Genomic DNA, 18,207 nt, shown 5'->3' with positions numbered 1-18,207 from the left:
ATTCGGAGAGCAACCATGACCGACATCTCGCGCAGACGGATCCTGGGGGCCGGCGGCCTCATCCTGGCAGGCTCGTCGATGGTCAGCGGGCGCGTCCAGGCCGCCGGCCTGCCCGAGGCGCCGACGATGGGCAAGGCGGTGATGCAGCCGCCCCTCTATCCGACGAGCGGGCCCGACTACCAGCCGGTGGTGACGCTGAACGGCTGGACGCTCCCCTGGCGCATGCGCGGCGACTGGAAAGAGTTCCACCTGGTCGCCGAGCCCGTCGTGCGGGAGATGTCGCCCGGCATGGACGCCCGGCTCTGGGGCTACAACGGGCAGTCGCCGGGTCCGACCATCGAGGCGGTCGAGGGCGACAAGGTCCGCATCTTCGTGACGAACCGCCTGCCGGAGGCGACCGCCGTCCATTGGCACGGCCAGACGCTGCCCAACGGCATGGACGGGGTCGCGGGGCTGACCCAGCCCGGCATCCCGCCGGGCAAGACCTTCGTCTACGAGTTCATCCTGAGGCGCTCGGGCACCTTCATGTACCACCCGCACTCGGACGAGATGATCCAGATGGCGATGGGCATGATGGGTTTCTTCGTCGTCCATCCGCGCGACCCGGCCGAGCGCCGCGTCGACCGCGACTTCGTCTGGCTCCTGAACGCCTACGACATCGAGGCCGGGTCCTACGTGCCCAAGGTCAACACGATGCTCGACATGAACATGTGGTGCTTCAACAGCCGCGTCTGGCCCGGCATCGACCCGATGGTCGCGCGCCAGGGCGACAAGGTCCGGATGCGCTTCGGCAACCTGACCATGACCAACCACCCGATCCACGTCCATGGGGTCGACTTCAAGGTCACCGGGACGGACGGGGGCTGGATCAACGAGGGTTACCAGCTCCCGGAGGTGTCGGTCGACGTCGCGGTCGGGCAGATGCGCGCCATCGAGTTCAACGCCGACAACCCGGGCGACTGGGCGATCCACTGCCACAAGTCGCACCACACCATGAACGCCATGGGGCACTCGGTGCGCACCTACATCGGCGTGGACCTGAAGAGCACCGCCAAGCAGATCCGCAAGATCGCCCCGGGCTACATGCCGATGGGATCGACGGGCGGCGGCATGATGACCGAGATGGAGATGCCGCTTCCCGACAACACCCTGCCGATGATGACGGGCGCGGGTCCGTTCGGGTCCGTGGAGATGGGCGGCATGTTCACCGTGCTCAAGGTCCGCCCCGGGCTCGCCGCCGGCGATTACCGGGACCCGGGCTGGTACCGGCATCCGGAGGGAACCCTGGCCTACGAATGGACAGGCGACCCGATGCCCGAGCCGAGCCGCTCGCCGGACACGCCGAAGGGCAGGCGCGCCCGGGAGACCGACCTCCGGGTCGTCGATCCGCGGACGCGCCGGTCCGCCTCGAATTCCGGCGGTCACCAGGATCACTGAGCCCGCGCGAGCGGGACCGCGTCACGACGGTTCGGAACGGGGCAGCCCCCTTCCGGAGTCCGCCGCGTGGGTCGCCCACCCCCCTCGGCGGCGACCTGCGCGGCGGTTCGACAAACCAAACGGAGAGAGACCATGAATCGCAAGTTTTCGCTCGTCGCGCTTTCTGCCGCCCTGATCGCGGTCGCCGCGCCCGCCTGGGCGCAGGCCACGAAGGGCACGGTCACGAAGGTCGACGCCGCTGCCGGCAAGGTCACGCTCGACCATGCCGCAATCCCGAAGCTCGATATGGACGCGATGACGATGGCGTACCCGGTCAAGGATCCCGCCATGGTCAAGGACCTCAAGCCCGGGGACAAGGTCGACTTCGAGGTCGACGGGACCGGCGGCGAATACACCGTCACGACGATCCGGAAGGCGAAGTAGGCCCCCGGAACAGCCCGCCGCGCGGCGACGCGGCCGAGCGCGACGGCCTTCGAGCCTGGAGAGACGACACATGCGACGCCCCCTTCTTTCCGCCGCGCTCGCGGCGGCGCTCCTTGCCCCGTTCCCCGGCGGGGCCTTTGCCCAACCCGCGAAAGGCGCCCCTGCGGCCCTCGAACGGGCGCGGGACGTCATGGCGAACCGTTTCCGGGACACCAAGCTGAGCGGCGACCCGGACCGTGATTTCGCCGAGATGCTCATCGCGAGCTACGAGGAGACGCTGTTCCTCGCCAAGACGCAGCTCGACTACGGCGGCGACCGGCAGCTGCGCGAGACCGCGCAGAAGATCCAGGACGAGCAGCAGGCGAGGATCGACGCCCTCAAGCAATGGCAGGTTCGCAGCCGCGAGGCCGGGTATCGACCGCAGCCCAACCAGACGCCCCCGGGCGAGGGACCGCTGGACCGTCAGGCGCAGGCGGCCCCGGCGCAAGGCCAGCCCGCATCGCCGGCCGCGGGCGAGAAGGCGGTCGCCCCGGTGCCGCCGTCCAACGCGCCGCTGGTCGCCGCGACCGTGCGGAAGGTCGACGATGCCACGGGCAAGGTGACCCTCGACCACGAGACCATCCCGAACATCGGCATGGACGCGATGACGATGGCTTACAAGGTCCAGGACCCCGCCATGCTGAAGGGGCTCAAGCCCGGGGAGAAGGTTCGGTTCTCCGCCGACCGCGTGAACGGCTCCATCGCCGTGACGCGGATCCAGAAGGCGCGATGACCCGCCCCCGGGCGGCGGGGCGGAGGGCCGCGCTGACGGCGGCGCTCGGCCTGGCGGTGCTCGCCGGCATCGCATGTCCCGCGGCGGCCGGGGACGACCCCGTTCCCCCGGGGGACGACGGGAAGCTCCCGGCGCCAAGCCCGGTTGCCGGCCGTCCTCGGGCCGCGGACATGGCGGGAACCTATTCGGGCCTCATCGTCCGGGAGGCGTCCGGCCGGGGTCTCCCGCCGGCCGTCGCGGACGCCGTCGCGTTCGTGGAGAGCGGCTACGATCCGCGTGCGGTCGGCGCGGTCGGCGAGCTCGGCCTGATGCAGGTCCGGCCGTCGACGGCCGCGATGCTCGGCCATCGCGGCCCGGCGGAGGAACTCCTCGATCCGAGCGTCAACGTCCGCTTCGGCGTCGCCTATCTCGCCGGGGCGTGGAAGCTCGCACACGGCGACCTCTGCCGCACGCTGATGAAGTACCGGGCAGGCCACGGCGAGCTGCGCATGACCGCGCGTTCGGTCGATTACTGCCGGCGCGCGCGCGACCGCCTGGCGGCGACAGGGTCACCGCTCGCCCAAGCCGACCTGCCGTCGGTCGCGCCACCTCGCGCCGGGATGGCCATCGCCGTACGTCGATCCCGGATCGGGGACGGCCCCTCCATGACCACGCGGTCGGTCCGGTCCTGGGCCGAACACGTCGCCCGCGTGCGTGCCGTGGAGGCCAGGATCGACCGCATCATGGGCGGCGGCTGATGCGGACGCGGCGCGACGTCCCGATGCCATCCGTCCCGCGACGCACCGAAGCCGATGGGCCGGATCCTCTCCGTGTCGAAGGTTCCGCGCGGTCATCTCCGGAGGATTGTGCGGCCGCCTTGGCGCGCCGCCCTGGCCGGGTGCGGCCATGACGGTGCATCCCCTCGCGCGCCGGGCTGCGGACGCCTATCTCGCCGCGGTCGATGACGCCGCCCCCGATCTGGTCGAGGCGCTCTACCTGGTCGGTTCCGCGGCGCTGGACGATTTCCGGCCCGGCCTGAGCGACCTCGATTTCGTCGCCGTGATGGCCTCGCGTGCCGGGGACGATGCCCTGGCGTCGCTCGCCGAGGTCCATGTGCGGCTCCACGAAGCCGTGCACGTCCCTGGGCTCGACGGACTCTACGCCACCTGGGACGAGCTTCGTTCGGGCCCCGTCGCGCGCGCGGAAGGGCCTTGCGTCGAGGGTGGCCGTTTCGTGAGGTCCGGACGTCGGTACCGGGATCCGATGACGTGGTGCGTCCTGCGGGACGCCGCCGTGACGGTGCGCGGCCCGCTCTGCGCGGGCACCGGCGCCTGGCGGGACCCCGGCTGCCTCGACCGCTGGCTCGACGCCAGCATCGACGGCCATTGGCGACCGTGGCTGTCGCGGGTGCTCGCCACCCTGAGCGGGGACGAGCCCGTCCTTCTCGCAGACGGCGACGTGGAAGGTGCCGTCCTCGGCCTGTGCAGGCTGCATTACGCCCTCGCGACCGGCCGGGTGCCGTCCAAGAGCGGCGCCGGGCTCTACGGCCTGATCGCCTTTCCGGCGGAGTGGCGCCCCGTCGTCGAGGAGGCGCTCCGCATCCGTCGGGAGCCAAGTGCCGCGCCGGGGTACCCGGACCCCCGAAGCCGACGGGACGCGGTGCTGGCCTTCGCCGGATTCGCGGTGGCCGATGCCGCCGCCTTCGGGTCCGATGCGCGTGGGCGACGGCGACGAAGCCGTTTCACCGCCTCGCCCGCGGAGATCGACCATGGCCGGTAGGTCAGGCGATGGCGCCGCGTCGGGGCCGGCGCCGTCGCCGGACGACCCGACGGACGCGCGCATCCCCGCCTTCCTCGACAGGATCGGCCGCCGGCTGCGCGAGGGCCCCTACGGCAGGCGGATCTCGGTCGGCATGCGGCGGGACGTCACCGTCCCATTCGACACGCCGGGAGCGAGGGTCCCGATCCGGCTGCGGGATTACCGGGCGGGCGACCTTGAGGCCCTGTTCCCCCGCGGATGCGACGCAGCCGCCGAACGTGAGCGGGGCGACGTCCTGTGGAGGCTCGGCAAGGTCGGGAGCGGCGACCTCCCCAGCCGCTGCTTCGTGGCCGTCGACGTTCGGTCGGGACGTCCCTGCCACATACAGTGGCTGACGGAGCCCGGCTACGGAGCGGCGATACGGCGGGCCGGGGGGCTGCCGGAGTTGGAGGCGAACGAGGCGATGCTCGAAAACGCCTACACGCCCGTCGGATACCGCGGTCTCGGCGTCATGACCGCCGTCGTCGGTCTGATGGCGGATCGGGCCGCCTCCCTCGGCAAGCGCCGCGTCGTCGCGTTCATCGACGAGGACAATTCCCCCTCGCTCAGGGCTGCGGAGCGCGCCGGGCTCTCAAGGTGGGTCGTCCGAACGAGGACGCAGTACGGCTTCGGCCTCGTGAGGATCTCGCGTTTCGACCGGCTGGCAGCCCCGGCCGATGGGGACTCGGACCGTCCTGGCGGGTCTTTCCGCACGGACCGATCTCGAAGAGGCCGCTGAGGCGTCCGCCCACCTACACGCCGCCGTGTCGCCAAGCGCGCTCGGCTCCGTCGTCCCCGCGGCAGGCCTGGCAGGGGATGGCCCGACGCAAGGTTACCCGATGGACGCGATCCCGATCCTTCACGCTTTCTTCCATCGGCTCGCGGGCATCGACTACCCGTTCGGCCATTGGTGGATCGACCTCGCGGTCGCCGTCGCGCTCGTCCTCGGCCCGGCCTGGGCCGCCTGGATGGCCGGGCGGCTCGCCTTCCGGTGGCCGGGTCCCGGGCGGTCGTCCGGGCGCATGCCGCCGGGGTTTGCGACGCGCCGGACCGGAAGTGCGGCCCCTCCACATCCTCGGCGTCCTGCGGTGCGGACCACGCTGGAGACGTTCGTCCTGCGCGCGACGCTTCGGCAACAGGTACGCCTCGTGGCGATCTCGGTCCTGACGCTCCCGATGGCCTGGATGCTCCTGGAGATACCCAAGCACATCATCAACCACGCGCTCTCCGACCCGGGCGGACGCGGGTTGCCGGGCATGAGCCTCCCAGGGCTGGACGTGGACCGGACGGGCCTGCTCTTCGCCCTCTGCGCGGGCTACCTCGGCGTCCTGTCGCTGAACGGGCTGATCAAGTACGGCGCGAGCCGCATCCGCGGCCGCGTGAACGAACGAATCGTGCGCCGGCTACGCCTGTCCATTCTCCGCGAGGCCCGCGACGAGCGGTCCGAGGAGCGGCGTGCCACGTTCGCGGCCGTCGCCATCCAGGAGGTGGAGGCCATCGGTTACTTCGGGGGCGGGCTCGTCGCCGTGCCGATCGTCCAGGGTGGGGTGTTCGTCACCAGCGTCGTGTTCCTGCTCCTCCAGAACCCGGCCCTGGCCGCAGCGGCCCTCGTCATGCTGCCGTTGCAGCTGACGGTGCTGCCGCGGCTGCAACGGCGGCTGAACGCCAAGGTCCGCCAGCGTGTCCACGCGACGCGCGCCCTCGGCGCCCTGTTGGCCGGCGCGGGACGCGGACGCCCGTCCGAATCCGGCGGGGTCGGAGAGCGGGAGTGGACCGACCGCGCGCGCCTCGCCCCCCAGATGCGTCAAGCCGAGGATCTGGAGCGGATGCGCGTCGAGATCGGCGACCTCAAGGGCAGGCTGAAGGGGCTGTACAACTACAGCTCGAACCTGACGCCGTTCTTCCTGTTCCTGGTCGGCGGCTACCTCGTCGTCCAAGGGAAACTGTCACTCGGCGCCCTCGTCGCCGCCCTCACCGCCTACAAGGAGATCGCGCCGGCCCTGCGCGAGCTGTTCGACTTTGCCCAGGCCTGGTCGGATGCCCGGGCGCGGTTCGAGGAGGTCTCGAAGGTGCTCGGCTTCGCGGACGCCGTCGAACCGGGGCGCCGGTCGGGCGGGGCGGAGCCGGCCCCGGATATCTCCCGGGGTCGGATCGTGGAGGCGTGACCCGTGCCTCAACCGCGCTCGAAGGCGGCGAGGATGGGACACGGGCCGGTATCGGTCGAGGCGCAAGCGCGGGCGAGACGTCGGAGGGCGTCCCGCGCGGTGCGCAATTCGGCGATCCGTGCGTCGAGGGCGACCGCGCGCGCCTCGGCGAGGGCAAGGGCGCGGCCGCGGTCCTCGCCCGCGTCGAGCGACAGGAGCTCGCCCACCTGCTCCAGGGTGAAGCCCGCGGCCTGCGCCGCACGGATGAAGCGGAGCCTCCGGAGATCCTCCGGGCCGTAGCGCCGGACGCCCCCGGCCTGCGGCGGCGTCTGGAGGAGCTGGCGGCGCTGGTAGTAGCGCACCGTCTCCACGCCGACCCCACCCGCCTGGGCGAAGGCGGCGATCGTCGCGTTCATCGCTTGACTCCGTACCATGGTACGGAGGTTACGACAGCATCGGATACAGGTCCATCCCGCCCAAGGAACCCATTCATGACAGCCACCGCAGCGCCCGCCGCGACGCGGACGGAGGCCCGCAGCGCCACCGTCTTCCGCATGGTCACGGACCAGCACGTCTGCCCGTACGGGCTCAAGGCGAGGGATCTGCTCGAACGCGAAGGCTTCACCGTCGATGACCGCTGGCTTCGGACGCGCGAGGAGACGGACGCGTTCAAGGCTGAGCACGGGGTCAGGACCACCCCGCAGACGTTCATCGCGGGCGAGCGCGTCGGCGGCTACGACGACCTGCGCCGCCGTCTCGGCAAGGCGGTCGCCGACCCCGACGCCACCACCTACAAGCCGGTCGTCGCGGTGTTCGCGATGACCGCCGCGATGGCGCTGGCGGCGAGTTACGCGGCGTTTGGGACCGCCCTGACGATGCACGCCGCCGAATGGTTCATCGCCTTCAGCATGTGCGTGCTCGCCCTCCTGAAGCTTCAGGACGTCGAGACCTTCTCTTCGATGTTCCTGGGCTACGACCTGCTCGCCAAGCGCTGGGTCCGCTACGCCTACGCCTATCCGTTCTGCGAGGGGCTGGCCGGGATCCTGATGATCGCGGGCGCGCTGGACTGGATTTCCATCCCGGTGGCCCTCTTCATCGGCACGGTCGGCGCGGTCTCGGTGTTCAAGGCGGTCTACCTCGACAAGCGCGAGATCAAGTGCGCCTGCGTCGGGGGGGCGAGCAAGGTGCCGCTCGGCTTCGTGTCGCTGACCGAGAACGTGATGATGGTGGCCATGGCCGTCTGGATGCTGTTCTCGCATCACTGACGTCGTCTCCGTCCCGGCGCACCGCGCCGTTCATGTCGAAGGATCGCCCGGCCGATACCGGCACCTGACGCCCGTCGACGACCTCAGCCGCGCGCTGGCCTCGTTCGACGTTCCCCATGCCGAGCCACGCCCTCGACCGGCGTGTCCTAGGCACGGCGGCTCCGAATGCGCGCGGAAGGGCGCGAGACCATGTCACGCCGGTCGGGCGATCCGGCCTACGTCGGGCGTCCGGGACCTGGAGGTCGACGCGATGCTCAGTCGGCCGATGCGATCCCGGATGCCGTGACCGCGGCCTCGCGGGTCGGGCGGCCCTGGGCCGCGAGGGCGGTCGGGCCGGCATGCGGTGGCGATGTGGCGGCCATCGTCCCGAGGAGGTCGGCCGGAGAGACGCGGACGGCCACCATCGCCTCGTCGGGCGTCATCGGCGCTCCCTCGAACATCCAACCGGCCCCGGACCGGCTGCCCTTGCGCACGACGGACGGCTCCGCCGCATCGCACCAGAGGGCCACGATCCGGGGCGATGACGCCTCGAAGACCGGAGACCCCGACTGGCCGGGCAACCGCCGAGGCGCGGGATCAAGACCGGAGGCGAACCTGCCCGCGACCCCCAGCATACGCTTGGCATGCCTGACATGGACGTCGCCGGGATGCGGACCCGGAATCCGGCTTGGCTCGATGGGATACGACGCCTGCCACCTGGCGTCATCGACCGTCCCGAAGCTGTCGAGGAGCGAACGGCTTTCCGGATGCCGGCTATCGTACCGGTAGACCAGCCGCGTCCATGACCCCGCGAGTTCGGCGCAGCTGCTCGCGACCTGCGTGAGGAGCGACGCCATCTCGGCCTCGGCCAGCATAGGGACATGGAGGCACATGGCGGGGGCGTTCGCCCGGCGCGCCGCGTCGAGGAGTGGATCGCTCCCGACGAACGGTCCGGAAGCGTCGATGATCAGCACGGGACCCAGGTCGGTGACCCCGTCGGGCACGAAGACGTCGCCGGTGCCGACGGCCCCCCTCACCGTCCTTCCGATATCGCCCGCGAGACGTCGGACCCAGGCGGACATCCCGTCGGAGATCGACTCACGGACGACCTCGGTCACGGCCTCGACGGCCTGCCGCCGTTCGTCCAGGGCATCGAGACGGCCGTCGATGCCACGGAGCGCGATCTCCTCGGCGACGAGGCTCGGCCCGCTTCCGGCCAGCCGCCCGACCGCGCGCGACAGCGCCTTGGTCCGCGCACGAAGATAGGCGAAAGCCGCATCGCGGTCCTCGGAGACGTCCCCGGCCTCCAGCCCCGCCAGATGCTCGTCGAGATCGCGCAAGGAGGTCTTGACGTGCTCCAACGCCGTGGCCCGCTCCTCGTCGATTGCGGGATCGTCCGACGCCAACATCTCGGCCCGGAGTTCCTCGCGAAGCACCGCCCGCCCGGACGGGGTGAGCGTCCAGGTCAGCGACGGGCGTCCGCGCCCGGCCGGGGCGACCTCCTCCCGCGTGCACAGGTCCCTGCGTTCGGTCAGGTAGTTGCGGACCGTCGATTCGTTCGCGTCGGCGAAGGCCGCCAGTTCCCTCACCGTCGCACGGCCCAGCCTGAGCAGGCCGCGCTTGATCTTGAGGTTTTGGCTCATGTCACCGGAGTGCCTAGAAGCAGGATCCATATTATCGGGATCCGGGCGAAAATATCAACCCTCGTAGTCAGCCAGCGTTCGCCTCAGGGCGACCATGTCCCCTGTCGCCGAGAAGTCGACGACGGCGGCGATCAGTTCGTCGCGGTCGATGCCGAACGAGGTTTCCAGGGCTACGCCGAGCGCGTCGACGACCCGGTCGCGGTCGGACTGCGGCAGCCTGAGGGCGTTCAGTGCCAGGGAGAATGCAAGGACCCGGTTCCGGCCTCCGCCCAGGTCGGCGTCGCCGTCGCCGTCGCCGAACCGGTCCAACTCGGCGAGAAGGCGGTCGACGGCCCGCCGTGCGTAGATCCTGCGGCTTCGCTGGATCGGCGGCAACGTCGCCTGTGCCCCGATCCGCCTCGCGTTCAGCGCGCTGCAGGCGCGAAGGACATCGGTCGCCTCCTGCACGATCCAGGCGGGCTTGCCTTCCTGATCGCCGCGGACCCATCCCTCGACCAACCACAAGGCGATGACGTCCATCCATCCTTCGGACCATGCGCACGACCCGTCGACCTGCAGACGCGGTTCCGCGCCGTCTGCGACCGCCGTCCCTTGGTATGCGTGACAGACGAGTTCGTGGGCGAGCACGTAGGGGAGATGGCACGCGCAGTCCCAATCGAACGCATCGTCGCGAACGCTCAGGGTGACGACGGAGACCAGGTCGCTCCCGTCGATCCACCGACACGAGCCGCTCAAGGCGGAGCTGTCGAGCAGGCCCGCGACCTGGTCGGAATGCAGGCGTCCCAGCGCGAGGTGGACGGCCGGCCGGCGAACGGAGACGTCGAGGCCGCCGTAGAGCCGTGCGACGACTTCGTCGAGGATACCGAAGAGCGACGCGATCTCGCCCGGCATCGGCGCGTCCTCGACGCACCCGGCGTGTTCGAGGCGCGCGCGGAAGTCATCGGACCGCGTGCGGATCGCATCGAATGCGGGGCAGCCAGCGGGCAGCTCGACGGCTTGGACGAGGTCCCGCAACGCGGCAACCGCCTGGGACCTGGGGGCGTCGGGCAGCGTCCGGACGACATTCGACCGCGCCAGCGCCGGGCCGACGATCCCGTCCGTCAAAAGCGCGGCGGCCGTCTCGCTCGTGCCGGGAAGGCCCCCGGACCGGAACGCCGCCGCAACCGCGTAACGGATCTCCAGGGCGGTCCGGCGGCCGGCGTCGAGCAAGGTCAGACGAGGCGCGGAGGCAGATCCGTCACTGGACGTCATCGGGTGTGACGACCTCGGGACCGATGCCTCCCGTGGGAAGCGACTCCTCGGCCCGCGCCTTCAGGAGCTTCTCCCAAACCGCCTTCGTTCCGGCCTTGATGGCGTCCTTCACGAGATCCTTGGCGAGATCCGTCGCGACGCTTCCGGCGAACCCGCCGAGGGTCACGAATATCGCGATGGCCGCATCGGCGAGGCCCGCTTCCGACGGCTTGGCGACGAAGGGGCTTCGTGCCGGCAGGTCCGCGGCGGCCAAGCCGAGCAGTCCGGCGGCCTCCGCGCGCGAGGCCGGATCGGCTAGGACCGTCGCCCAGGCCGTTTCGATGGCGACGTTGATCTCGGCGACGTCCGCCGCGCCGCTCGCGTAACCCGCGATTTCCGTTTCCAGGTTCGACGGCAAGCCCATCGCATCCCCCAAGCGTGACCGACCACGAGATGGGTACCGGGCGCCGATTTCGCCAGGGCCGAGACGCCCTGGGCCTTCGTTCGGAAACCGGGCCGCAGCCCGCCGGTTGATGCGCTGCGTACCCATGAGGGGTATTAATGCGGCCAGGGATCTGGCCTGTATCAAGACGGACGGTCGTCGGCGAGCCGGCGTCGATGCGGAGAACCACCATGGACGCGATCATCCACGGGGCGGGAGGCGGGTTCCTGATGGCCGCCGGCATGTTCTGGCAGACGGGCTGGAGCCTGGTGCTGGGATTCACCATCTCGGCCGTGCTCCAGTCCGTGGTCTCCTCGGACCAAATGCGGAAAGCCTTCGGCGGCGGCAGCGTGCGCGAGATCGCGCTGGCGACCCTCGCCGGCGCAGCCTCGTCCTCCTGTTCCTATGCCTCGGCCGCCATCATGCGCACCCTGTTCAAGAAGGGCGCGGCGCTCGTCACCTCGCTCGCCTTCCTGTTCGCCTCGACCAACCTGGTCCTCGAACTCGGGCTGATCCTCTACGTGCTGCTCGGCTGGCAGTTCATGCTGGGCGAGTGGGTCGGCGGCGTGGTGCTGATCGCCATCATGAGCGCGCTGGTGACGCTCACCTATCCGAGGCGGCTCGTGGAGGAGGCGCGGGCGCACGATGAGGAGAGCCGCGGCCACGAGCACATGAGCATGACCGTGGATGGCCCGACCTGGCGCGCGCGGCTGGCCAAGCCGGAGGCCCGCATCCGCGTGGCCCAGAACTTCGCCATGGAATGGCGCATGCTCTGGAAGGACCTCGCGATGGGGTTCCTGATCGGCGGGTTCCTCGCCGCGCTGGTTCCGGATGGCGTCTGGAGGACCCTTTTCCTGAGCGACGCCCCGGCTTGGCTGCAGGTGCCGGTCAACGTGCTGCTCGGTCCCCTCATCGCCGTGCTGACCTTCGTCTGCTCCATCGGCAACGTGCCGCTCGCGGCGGTGCTATGGGCGGGCGGTGCGAGCTTCTCCGGCGTGCTGGCTTTCCTCTACGCCGACCTCATCGTGATCCCGCTTCTCGACATCTACCGCCGCTACTTCGGCTGGCGCATGGCCGCCTACATCGGCGGCGTGTTCTTCGTGACGATGGCCGCCGCCGCGCTCGTCGTCGACCTGACGTTCACCGCGCTTGGCTGGATCCCGTCACGCGACATCGACGTGCGTGCGCAGATGACCGAGTTCAGCCTGAACTACACGTTCTGGCTCAACCTCGTGTTCGGCGCGCTCGCGGCCTACCTGTTCTGGGTCAGCCATAAGCACCCGATGCATCACGGTCATGGCGAGCAGGGTGACGACGGGCACGGCGACCAGCACGGGCACGACCACACGATGCACGCACGTCGCTGACAAGGAGGCGCCATCGTCGCCGCGAGGGCGCATGGACACATGGCGTCATGGCCTCCCCACTATCGGTCGCGCGATGGCCAGCAAGCCCTTCAGGCCGCTCCCGAAGCGGGCGATCGCCTCGCGATGGCCTCGGAGTTCGCTGTAGGGAAGGTACCTCAGGTCGAGCTCGCCGACACGGGAGAACGCGGGCCGGGCGAACTGCGCCCTGACGTCCTCCTCGCGGTTGTCCGGTGCGACCAGGAAGAAATTGCGCGCCATCCCGCCCTCCACGCCGAGCGCGAGGTCCAGCATGCGCACGATCCCGGAGTAGATGCTGGTCGTGTGCTCGACCTCGAAGGCCGCCGCCACGTCCCGGCTCGCCTTGTCGATCCAGAGGACGTCGATGAGCCGGACGGTGTCGACCGAGCCATTGGCGGCCAGTCCCTCGGGCAGTCGGGCGAGGCACCCGTCCGACAGGCGGCCCGACGCATAGGGGCGGCTGGCGTCGTTCGACGCGATCCAGACGTCGAAGCCGAGGGCGAGGCCCAGGTCGCGTATCCAGCCCTGGATCTCGGTGTGGGTGTGGTCCGCCTCCCCGGCCGCGACGGCCGCCTTCGACGGGGTTTCACCGGCTTCCGCTCGGACTCGCTCCAGATCCGCACGCCAGCGCGCGAGGGCCACCTCCGCATCGCGCTCGGGCAGCGGGTAGCGTCCGGACCCGACGTCGAAGAGGAATCCCGCGACCGCGCCGAAATCGTTCGAGAGCAAGGCACGATGTTCTCCGTTGAGGTCGACGATCCCGCGTCGCATCGCCAGGTATTCCTCCCAGCGCCCGAGCTTCACGTTCGCGCCCGTGAGGGCGTTGTAACCCTTGACGATGGCCGTGTTGAAGGGCGGCACCCAGGTCGGATGCAGGAAGTAGAGCAGGTTCGCCGCCGCGGGGCCCAGGCCCTTGATGCGCACGTCGTCGAGCGCGCGTATCGCGGCCAGCACGTGCGCCTCGGCGTTGCAGCAGAGACAGGTGTCGAGGAAACGCCCGAAGGCGACCTGGTTGGCCCGATCCTCGTAGATGTCGGGGATGCGCAGCTTCGGCTTCCAGAGGAAGGCGTGGTCGGCGCCCCTGAACACCTGCCGCTGCTCGGCGATGGAATGGACCACCGTCTCCAGCGAAGACCCACGGTAGGCGTTGCCGAAGGTGTCGGCCCTGATCTCGTCGACCACCGCCTGCAGCCCGCGGCGGATCGACCGGAAGTTCTTGATGCGCTCCTCCCAGAGGAACCACGTCCGATAGGTTGCGCCGGGATCGTCGCGCCAGTGCCGGATGAGGTTGGCGACCCAGGGTCCGTCCAAGCGTCGTCTCCTTGTTCGCCGGCGACGACCGCGCCGCGCCGCAGACCCGTTCGCCTAGGGTCGCCGGTTACCCCCGTAGGGTTCCGGTCGATATACGCGCCTCGCGTGGCGCCGCAACCTCGTGTGTCGATGGGTAACGTCTCAGTTTGAAACATGGGATCCCGCTCGACCGGCTGCCGCCGGCCCATGGCGTACCTTCGAGGAGGATAGTCCCTCACATCGGAGCATCGAGCATATCGAGAACCGGGCAAGCGGGCGTCGGCGCGCCGCTGCACTGGTCGATCGTTTCACTCAGGATGTGTTCAAGCCGTGCGAGGTGGGCGAGTTTGGTGCGGACCTCGGACAGGTGCGCACTGGCAATGTCCCGGACCTCGGCACAGGATCGATGACCGGGCGCGGCCAACGCCAGCAAGGTTCGGATGTCCTCAATCCCGAAGCCCAACGCACGGGCATGACGGATGAATGCCAAACGCTGGACGTGGACCGGATCGTAGGACCGGTGACCGCCCCCGGTGCGAGCTGGCGGCGGCATGAGCCCGATGCGCTCGTAGTAGCGGACCGTCTCCAGATTGACCCCGGCGGCCGCCGCGAGCTGCCCGATGGAGAGGCCGCGCAGGCCCGTGACCATTTTTTGCTTGATCCCGTAGTGGCTACGGGATGCAGAGTGGCACGATCATGATCGACACACCATCCATAGCGACCCCTGCGCGACCCGCCTCGCATTCGCGAGACAGCCTGCCTGCTCCTTCAGGAAGTTGGCTCGCCGGACTGGGCACGGCCGCCGGGCTGGGGGCTCTGGCGGCATCGTCCTGCTGCGCCCTGCCGATGGCGCTCGCCGGTCTCGGTGCGACGGGGGCCGTGTTCGGCGGGTTGGCGATGTTGGCGAGCATCCGACCGATCCTGCTCGGCGGGGCCGCACTGGCCCTCCTCGTGGGCTGGGGGCTGTTCCTGCGTCGCCGGGCAACGGCCTGCGCCATGGCCGGACCATGTGCCAGTTCCGGACCACCACGGCGCGCGGCTGCAGTGCTCGGGATTGGGACGGCGCTGGTTGCCCTGGCGCTTGTGTGGGAACCCTACCTTGAGCCTCTGGTGCTCAAGGCCGTGTGGTAAGGCGGATGAATCTTCAGTCCACTCTCACATGCCCGCACTGCGGCCAACAGGCGACGGAGACGATGCCGACCGACGCCTGCCAGTTCTTCTACGAGTGCACCGGCTGCGGCACGCTCCTGCGCCCGAATGCAGGCGACTGCTGCGTGTTCTGTTCCTTCGGTGACCTACCCTGTCCGCCGATCCAGGAGGCGGCCGGGAGCGGCCAGCCCGGGCGCTGCCGCCCGGATCCATAGCGACCACCCCGGCAGAACTGCGCAATTGAAAAATATCCTGTTAGGTTCAGCCGAGCGAACGGTTACGTCCCACCAGTGGCGGACCTTCCGCCTGGATTTGGAACCGAGACATTACGTGTCGATGACCTCCGGGCCGTTCCTTCCCGGGCCGGGCCGCCTTGCCATGGCATCGAGCTCTCCCGGCGTTTGATTATGCCTTCGCGCGATGGACATCCCCCGCGGATGGCTCGAATGTGTCGCGATGGGGCAAGGATCCGGCATCGGACATCGAAACGACCTGAGCGTGCGCGATCAGCTTGGCGGCGGCGGGCGGGCGCGGGGCTCCGACGCGGGTGACCGCGCGGCGCGCGTAGAACGGCCTTCGCCGGGCTTGCCCGAAGACGAACGGCCCCGAGGGCCGGCCACGGCCGCGCGTTCGCCCGATGCCCCCGGCGGCCCCATGCCCGAGGGCTATCACTTCCGCGACGCGATCCGCCTGCTCTTCATCCTCGCGGCGGGGAGCGAGGTCCCGGACGATCCGTGCGGCTCGCCTGACGGCTCCCGTGTTTTCGTCGGCGAGAAGCGGCTCATGGCCGTCGACTTCCTCGTCCGCTACCCCGACTACCTGGCCCACGACCTGTTGGACCTGTACGAGGCGGAAGGGCACGCGGACCTGCTTCGGGACGTGCGCACGATCTTCGACCGCGACGAGCCGGACGTTCGTCTGGTCCGCATGGTGCGTTGGCGCCGGGGGGCGTTCCAGAACATCGAGACGGCGCTGGCCATCCTGGACTCCCGGCGGCTCGTGCGCTGCGTGCGCAGGCGCCTGGCGCCCGACCGGATGCGCCACGAGTTCATCGTGCAGGCCGCGGGCTTCGCGTTCCTCGACGAGGCCGTGAGGGAACAGGCGGTCCTGGCCTGGTACCGCGACCGCGCCGCGCTCGCCATGCGCGTCGCTCGCTCCCGCAGCGGTTCGGACCTCAAGGGCGCCCAGTACGGTCACCCGGAGTACGGGTCGACGTCCTACGGCGCCACCATCCCATCCATCAAGGACCGGGTGCTGCGGCGGCTGCGGGCCGTCGAGGCGCGTGGACGATGACCGACGGCGCCGCTTCCGCCGTCCCGCGCACGCCGGCCGAGTGGGTCCGGGCGGTCGCGGACCGCGCAGGCCTGACCGTCCCGGACGTGCAGGCGATCCTGGACCGGCATGGCATCGAGCCGCGGCCGACGCTGCCGCGGGCCCGCACGCTCGTGATGCGCTCGGTCGCCTTCTCCGGGACCAAGGACGGGACCGGAGCCGACGGACCCTTCGCGTTCGAGCGGATGGACCTCGGTCGCGGCCTCTGGGCGATGATGTCGGACCGCAATTCGCGGGGCAAGTCGTCGGTCCTCAACGTCGTCCGCGCCGCGGTCCGAGGCGACTTCCCGGGACCGCTCAAGCCGGACGTCTGGCGCTGGATCGGCACCCTGGAGGTGGCCTTCGACATCGACGCCGTCGGCTTCCGCATCCTCGTCGAGAAGGAACCGGGCGAGGAACGGGCCGAGCGTGCCCGGGTCCGCCTGGGGCGCCGCCAGGGCGACGACTGGATCGACCTGTACGACGGGCCGGCCGGTCCCGGACTGGAAACGCAGGTCGAGGCGCTGTTCATGGAGGAACTCGGCTTCGCGCGCTTCCATGCCTTCAACGCCCCGTCCGGGACGGGACACACCCATGGCTGGGCGGCCATATCCGCGGGGTTGTTCGTCACGGGTCCCGGCCGGGCGATCTTCGGCGACCTCGTCGTCGACGCGATGCCGCTGCGCCTCCTCCAACTTTTCATGGGCCTGCCGTGGATCTCCACGTACACGGCGGCGCAGACGGCGCTGAAGCAGGCCGAGGCCGAGGCCACCAAAAAGAAGGCCGAGGCCGAGAGGCCGAACGAGCGGCTGCGAGAACGGCTCGCGGCGGTGCAGCGCGAACTCGGGGAGGAGCGCGGGCGCCTGGAAGGGCGACCCGACCGCGCGGCGTTGCGGGCGAGCCTGGGGCGGCTCGACGTCGATCTCGTCCGCCACCACGCGGAGGAGGAAGCCGCGCGGGCACGATTGGGCGCGTTGCGCCTGGCGGAAGCCGAGGTGGAGGCCGCCTCGGCGGAGGCGAGGAGCGCGCTGCAGCAACTGACGGACGAGGCGGCGGCGGGCCACCTCTTCCGCAGGCTCCGGCCGGTCTGCTGCCCCTCGTGCGAGGCCGGGATCGCGCCCGGACGATACGCCGCCTCCGAGGTCTCGGGCTGCGCGCTCTGCGGCAGCGTCGGGACGCCGGCCGCCGACGAGACCGAGGACCGCGCCGCGGCCGCCAGGGCCGACGTCGCCGACTGCGGGGCGACGGCGCGGCGCGTCGCGGCTGAGATCGCGTCGGAGGACGGACGGATGCGCCTTGCCGCAGAGGCCCGGCGCGGGACGGAGGCGCGGATCGCCTCGGTCCGGACGCGGCTGGCGGAACCGGAGGAATCGGACCTCGAACTGCGCATCGCGGCGCTCGAAGCCCGCGAGGCGGAGCTGCGCTCGCTGCTGCCCGAGGATGGCGCCGCCGCCGCGGAGGCCCCGGATGTCCCCGTCCTGCGGGCGACCGCCGCGGTCACGAAGGAGTTGTTCGAGGGCCTACAGCGGGAGACCGTCGCGGACCTCTCGGCCGCGCTGCTGCGCATCTGCCGCGACATCGGCGTCGAGAACCTCGCCGACATGACGCTCGCCCCCCACGGCGCCCTCTCGGTCCATCAGGGCGGGAGCAGGACGACGTTCTCGCAACTCTCCCCGGGCGAGAACCTGCGGGTCCGCATCGCCGCCGCGCTGGCCGTCGTCGAGGTGGCGCGGCTGCGGGGTTACGGCCGCCATCCGGGGCTTCTGGTCCTCGACTCCCCGGCCGCCCAGGAGATGTCGACCCCGGACTTCGCCGCCTTGCTCGCCCGGGTGCAGGCCGTCGTCGCCGACGCACCGGGGATCCAGGTCCTCGTCGGCGCGGTCGCGCGTCCGGAACTCACCGCGGTTGTGCCTCGCGAGCGATGCCGGCACGCTGAAGGCCTGGACTATCTCTTCTGAGGC

General features: G+C 70.5%; 19 protein-coding genes. 13 read left to right on the top strand and 6 right to left on the bottom strand.

Annotated elements, in window-relative coordinates; all coding sequences use genetic code 11:
- Positions 1–15: 15 nt before the first annotated feature.
- The 7 genes from MKK82_RS26305 to MKK82_RS26275 all read left to right on the top strand — a co-directional run bounded on the left by MKK82_RS26305 (position 16) and on the right by MKK82_RS26275 (position 6,573).
- A complete protein-coding gene (locus MKK82_RS26305) occupies positions 16–1,437 on the top strand; it encodes a multicopper oxidase family protein (protein ID WP_058191684.1) in 1,422 nt (473 codons plus the stop codon).
- A 132-nt stretch (positions 1,438–1,569) separates the two neighbouring features.
- Positions 1,570–1,860 carry a copper-binding protein gene (locus MKK82_RS26300; RefSeq protein ID WP_058191683.1) on the top strand — a complete coding sequence of 97 codons (291 nt, stop codon included), beginning with the start codon at positions 1,570–1,572 and terminating at the stop codon, positions 1,858–1,860.
- A gap of 70 nt (positions 1,861–1,930) precedes the next feature.
- Positions 1,931–2,632, top strand: a complete 702-nt coding sequence (locus tag MKK82_RS26295; protein ID WP_058191682.1) for a copper-binding protein — start codon at positions 1,931–1,933, stop codon at positions 2,630–2,632.
- Positions 2,629–3,369 (top strand): lytic transglycosylase domain-containing protein, encoded by a 741-nt coding sequence (locus MKK82_RS26290; protein ID WP_058191681.1) that lies wholly within the window; start codon positions 2,629–2,631, stop codon positions 3,367–3,369. The genes MKK82_RS26295 and MKK82_RS26290 overlap by 4 nt, the downstream gene beginning before the upstream one ends.
- Positions 3,370–3,517: 148 nt before the next feature.
- The gene (locus MKK82_RS26285) at positions 3,518–4,390 is read left to right on the top strand and encodes an aminoglycoside adenylyltransferase domain-containing protein (protein WP_058191816.1); all 873 of its coding nucleotides are present in this window, start codon (positions 3,518–3,520) and stop codon (positions 4,388–4,390) included.
- A complete protein-coding gene (locus tag MKK82_RS26280) occupies positions 4,380–5,147 on the top strand; it encodes a GNAT family N-acetyltransferase (protein WP_243987290.1) in 768 nt (255 codons plus the stop codon). The genes MKK82_RS26285 and MKK82_RS26280 overlap by 11 nt, the downstream gene beginning before the upstream one ends.
- Before the next feature lie 100 nt (positions 5,148–5,247).
- Positions 5,248–6,573 (top strand): hypothetical protein, encoded by a 1,326-nt coding sequence (locus tag MKK82_RS26275; protein WP_058191679.1) that lies wholly within the window; start codon positions 5,248–5,250, stop codon positions 6,571–6,573.
- An 8-nt stretch (positions 6,574–6,581) separates the two neighbouring features.
- On the opposite strand, the gene MKK82_RS26270 is transcribed toward MKK82_RS26275, so the two are convergent.
- Positions 6,582–6,986: a MerR family transcriptional regulator gene (locus tag MKK82_RS26270; protein ID WP_201025732.1), complete on the bottom strand. Its 405-nt coding sequence runs from the start codon at positions 6,984–6,986 to the stop codon at positions 6,582–6,584.
- Positions 6,987–7,043: 57 nt separating this feature from the next.
- On the opposite strand from MKK82_RS26270, the gene MKK82_RS26265 reads away from it, so the two are divergent.
- A complete protein-coding gene (locus tag MKK82_RS26265; protein WP_058191677.1) occupies positions 7,044–7,817 on the top strand; it encodes a glutaredoxin family protein in 774 nt (257 codons plus the stop codon).
- A 254-nt stretch (positions 7,818–8,071) separates the two neighbouring features.
- Here MKK82_RS26265 and MKK82_RS26260 read toward each other — a convergent pair whose 3' ends face one another.
- From MKK82_RS26260 to MKK82_RS26250, 3 genes are all read right to left on the bottom strand, one after another.
- Positions 8,072–9,439, bottom strand: coding sequence for a hypothetical protein (locus MKK82_RS26260; protein WP_243987289.1), 1,368 nt, complete (start codon positions 9,437–9,439; stop codon positions 8,072–8,074).
- Between the two features lie 54 nt (positions 9,440–9,493).
- Positions 9,494–10,453 (bottom strand): hypothetical protein, encoded by a 960-nt coding sequence (locus tag MKK82_RS26255; RefSeq protein ID WP_243987288.1) that lies wholly within the window; start codon positions 10,451–10,453, stop codon positions 9,494–9,496.
- Between the two features lie 223 nt (positions 10,454–10,676).
- Positions 10,677–11,087: a hypothetical protein gene (locus MKK82_RS26250; protein ID WP_152997468.1), complete on the bottom strand. Its 411-nt coding sequence runs from the start codon at positions 11,085–11,087 to the stop codon at positions 10,677–10,679.
- Positions 11,088–11,302: 215 nt separating this feature from the next.
- Here MKK82_RS26250 and MKK82_RS26245 point away from each other — a divergent pair, with 215 nt between their 5' ends.
- Entirely contained in the window at positions 11,303–12,478 is a 1,176-nt protein-coding gene (locus MKK82_RS26245; RefSeq protein ID WP_058191673.1) for a permease, read from the top strand.
- Positions 12,479–12,523: 45 nt separating this feature from the next.
- On the opposite strand, the gene MKK82_RS26240 is transcribed toward MKK82_RS26245, so the two are convergent.
- Positions 12,524–13,807: a hypothetical protein gene (locus tag MKK82_RS26240; protein ID WP_058191672.1), complete on the bottom strand. Its 1,284-nt coding sequence runs from the start codon at positions 13,805–13,807 to the stop codon at positions 12,524–12,526.
- A 214-nt stretch (positions 13,808–14,021) separates the two neighbouring features.
- The gene (locus MKK82_RS26235; protein ID WP_082643196.1) at positions 14,022–14,435 is read right to left on the bottom strand and encodes a MerR family transcriptional regulator; all 414 of its coding nucleotides are present in this window, start codon (positions 14,433–14,435) and stop codon (positions 14,022–14,024) included.
- A 47-nt stretch (positions 14,436–14,482) separates the two neighbouring features.
- Between MKK82_RS26235 and MKK82_RS26230 the strand changes: the two genes are divergently transcribed.
- From MKK82_RS26230 to MKK82_RS26215, 4 genes are all read left to right on the top strand, one after another.
- The gene (locus MKK82_RS26230) at positions 14,483–14,917 is read left to right on the top strand and encodes a mercuric transporter MerT family protein (protein ID WP_082643216.1); all 435 of its coding nucleotides are present in this window, start codon (positions 14,483–14,485) and stop codon (positions 14,915–14,917) included.
- A 5-nt stretch (positions 14,918–14,922) separates the two neighbouring features.
- Positions 14,923–15,150 (top strand): GDCCVxC domain-containing (seleno)protein, encoded by a 228-nt coding sequence (locus MKK82_RS26225; protein WP_058191670.1) that lies wholly within the window; start codon positions 14,923–14,925, stop codon positions 15,148–15,150.
- 439 nt (positions 15,151–15,589) lie between these two features.
- On the top strand, positions 15,590–16,228 hold the full coding sequence (locus tag MKK82_RS26220) for a hypothetical protein (RefSeq protein ID WP_058191669.1): 639 nt from the start codon (positions 15,590–15,592) through the stop codon (positions 16,226–16,228).
- Positions 16,225–18,204 carry a hypothetical protein gene (locus MKK82_RS26215; RefSeq protein ID WP_243987286.1) on the top strand — a complete coding sequence of 660 codons (1,980 nt, stop codon included), beginning with the start codon at positions 16,225–16,227 and terminating at the stop codon, positions 18,202–18,204. Before MKK82_RS26220 ends, MKK82_RS26215 begins: the two co-directional genes overlap by 4 nt.
- The last annotated feature ends 3 nt before the right edge of the window (positions 18,205–18,207 follow it).

The organism is Methylobacterium sp. E-046 (assembly GCF_022829625.1).
Classification (GTDB): Bacteria; Pseudomonadota; Alphaproteobacteria; order Rhizobiales; family Beijerinckiaceae; genus Methylobacterium; species Methylobacterium longum.
Note: the sequence above shows the minus strand (reverse complement) of the source record. Positions and strands in the feature narration are given on the sequence as shown.

Excerpts from the sequence above, each read along its gene's own strand:
- MKK82_RS26305 (WP_058191684.1), top strand. The coding sequence starts at position 16 with ATGACCGACATCTCGCGCAGACGGATCCTGGGGGCCGGCGGCCTCATC.
- MKK82_RS26300 (WP_058191683.1), top strand. The coding sequence starts at position 1,570 with ATGAATCGCAAGTTTTCGCTCGTCGCGCTTTCTGCCGCCCTGATCGCG.
- MKK82_RS26295 (WP_058191682.1), top strand. The coding sequence starts at position 1,931 with ATGCGACGCCCCCTTCTTTCCGCCGCGCTCGCGGCGGCGCTCCTTGCC.
- MKK82_RS26290 (WP_058191681.1), top strand. The coding sequence starts at position 2,629 with ATGACCCGCCCCCGGGCGGCGGGGCGGAGGGCCGCGCTGACGGCGGCG.
- MKK82_RS26285 (WP_058191816.1), top strand. The coding sequence starts at position 3,518 with ATGACGGTGCATCCCCTCGCGCGCCGGGCTGCGGACGCCTATCTCGCC.
- MKK82_RS26280 (WP_243987290.1), top strand. The coding sequence starts at position 4,380 with ATGGCCGGTAGGTCAGGCGATGGCGCCGCGTCGGGGCCGGCGCCGTCG.
- MKK82_RS26275 (WP_058191679.1), top strand. The coding sequence starts at position 5,248 with ATGGACGCGATCCCGATCCTTCACGCTTTCTTCCATCGGCTCGCGGGC.
- MKK82_RS26270 (WP_201025732.1), bottom strand. The coding sequence starts at position 6,986 with ATGGTACGGAGTCAAGCGATGAACGCGACGATCGCCGCCTTCGCCCAG.
- MKK82_RS26265 (WP_058191677.1), top strand. The coding sequence starts at position 7,044 with ATGACAGCCACCGCAGCGCCCGCCGCGACGCGGACGGAGGCCCGCAGC.
- MKK82_RS26260 (WP_243987289.1), bottom strand. The coding sequence starts at position 9,439 with ATGAGCCAAAACCTCAAGATCAAGCGCGGCCTGCTCAGGCTGGGCCGT.
- MKK82_RS26245 (WP_058191673.1), top strand. The coding sequence starts at position 11,303 with ATGGACGCGATCATCCACGGGGCGGGAGGCGGGTTCCTGATGGCCGCC.
- MKK82_RS26235 (WP_082643196.1), bottom strand. The coding sequence starts at position 14,435 with ATGGTCACGGGCCTGCGCGGCCTCTCCATCGGGCAGCTCGCGGCGGCC.
- MKK82_RS26230 (WP_082643216.1), top strand. The coding sequence starts at position 14,483 with ATGATCGACACACCATCCATAGCGACCCCTGCGCGACCCGCCTCGCAT.
- MKK82_RS26225 (WP_058191670.1), top strand. The coding sequence starts at position 14,923 with ATGAATCTTCAGTCCACTCTCACATGCCCGCACTGCGGCCAACAGGCG.
- MKK82_RS26220 (WP_058191669.1), top strand. The coding sequence starts at position 15,590 with ATGCCCGAGGGCTATCACTTCCGCGACGCGATCCGCCTGCTCTTCATC.
- MKK82_RS26215 (WP_243987286.1), top strand. The coding sequence starts at position 16,225 with ATGACCGACGGCGCCGCTTCCGCCGTCCCGCGCACGCCGGCCGAGTGG.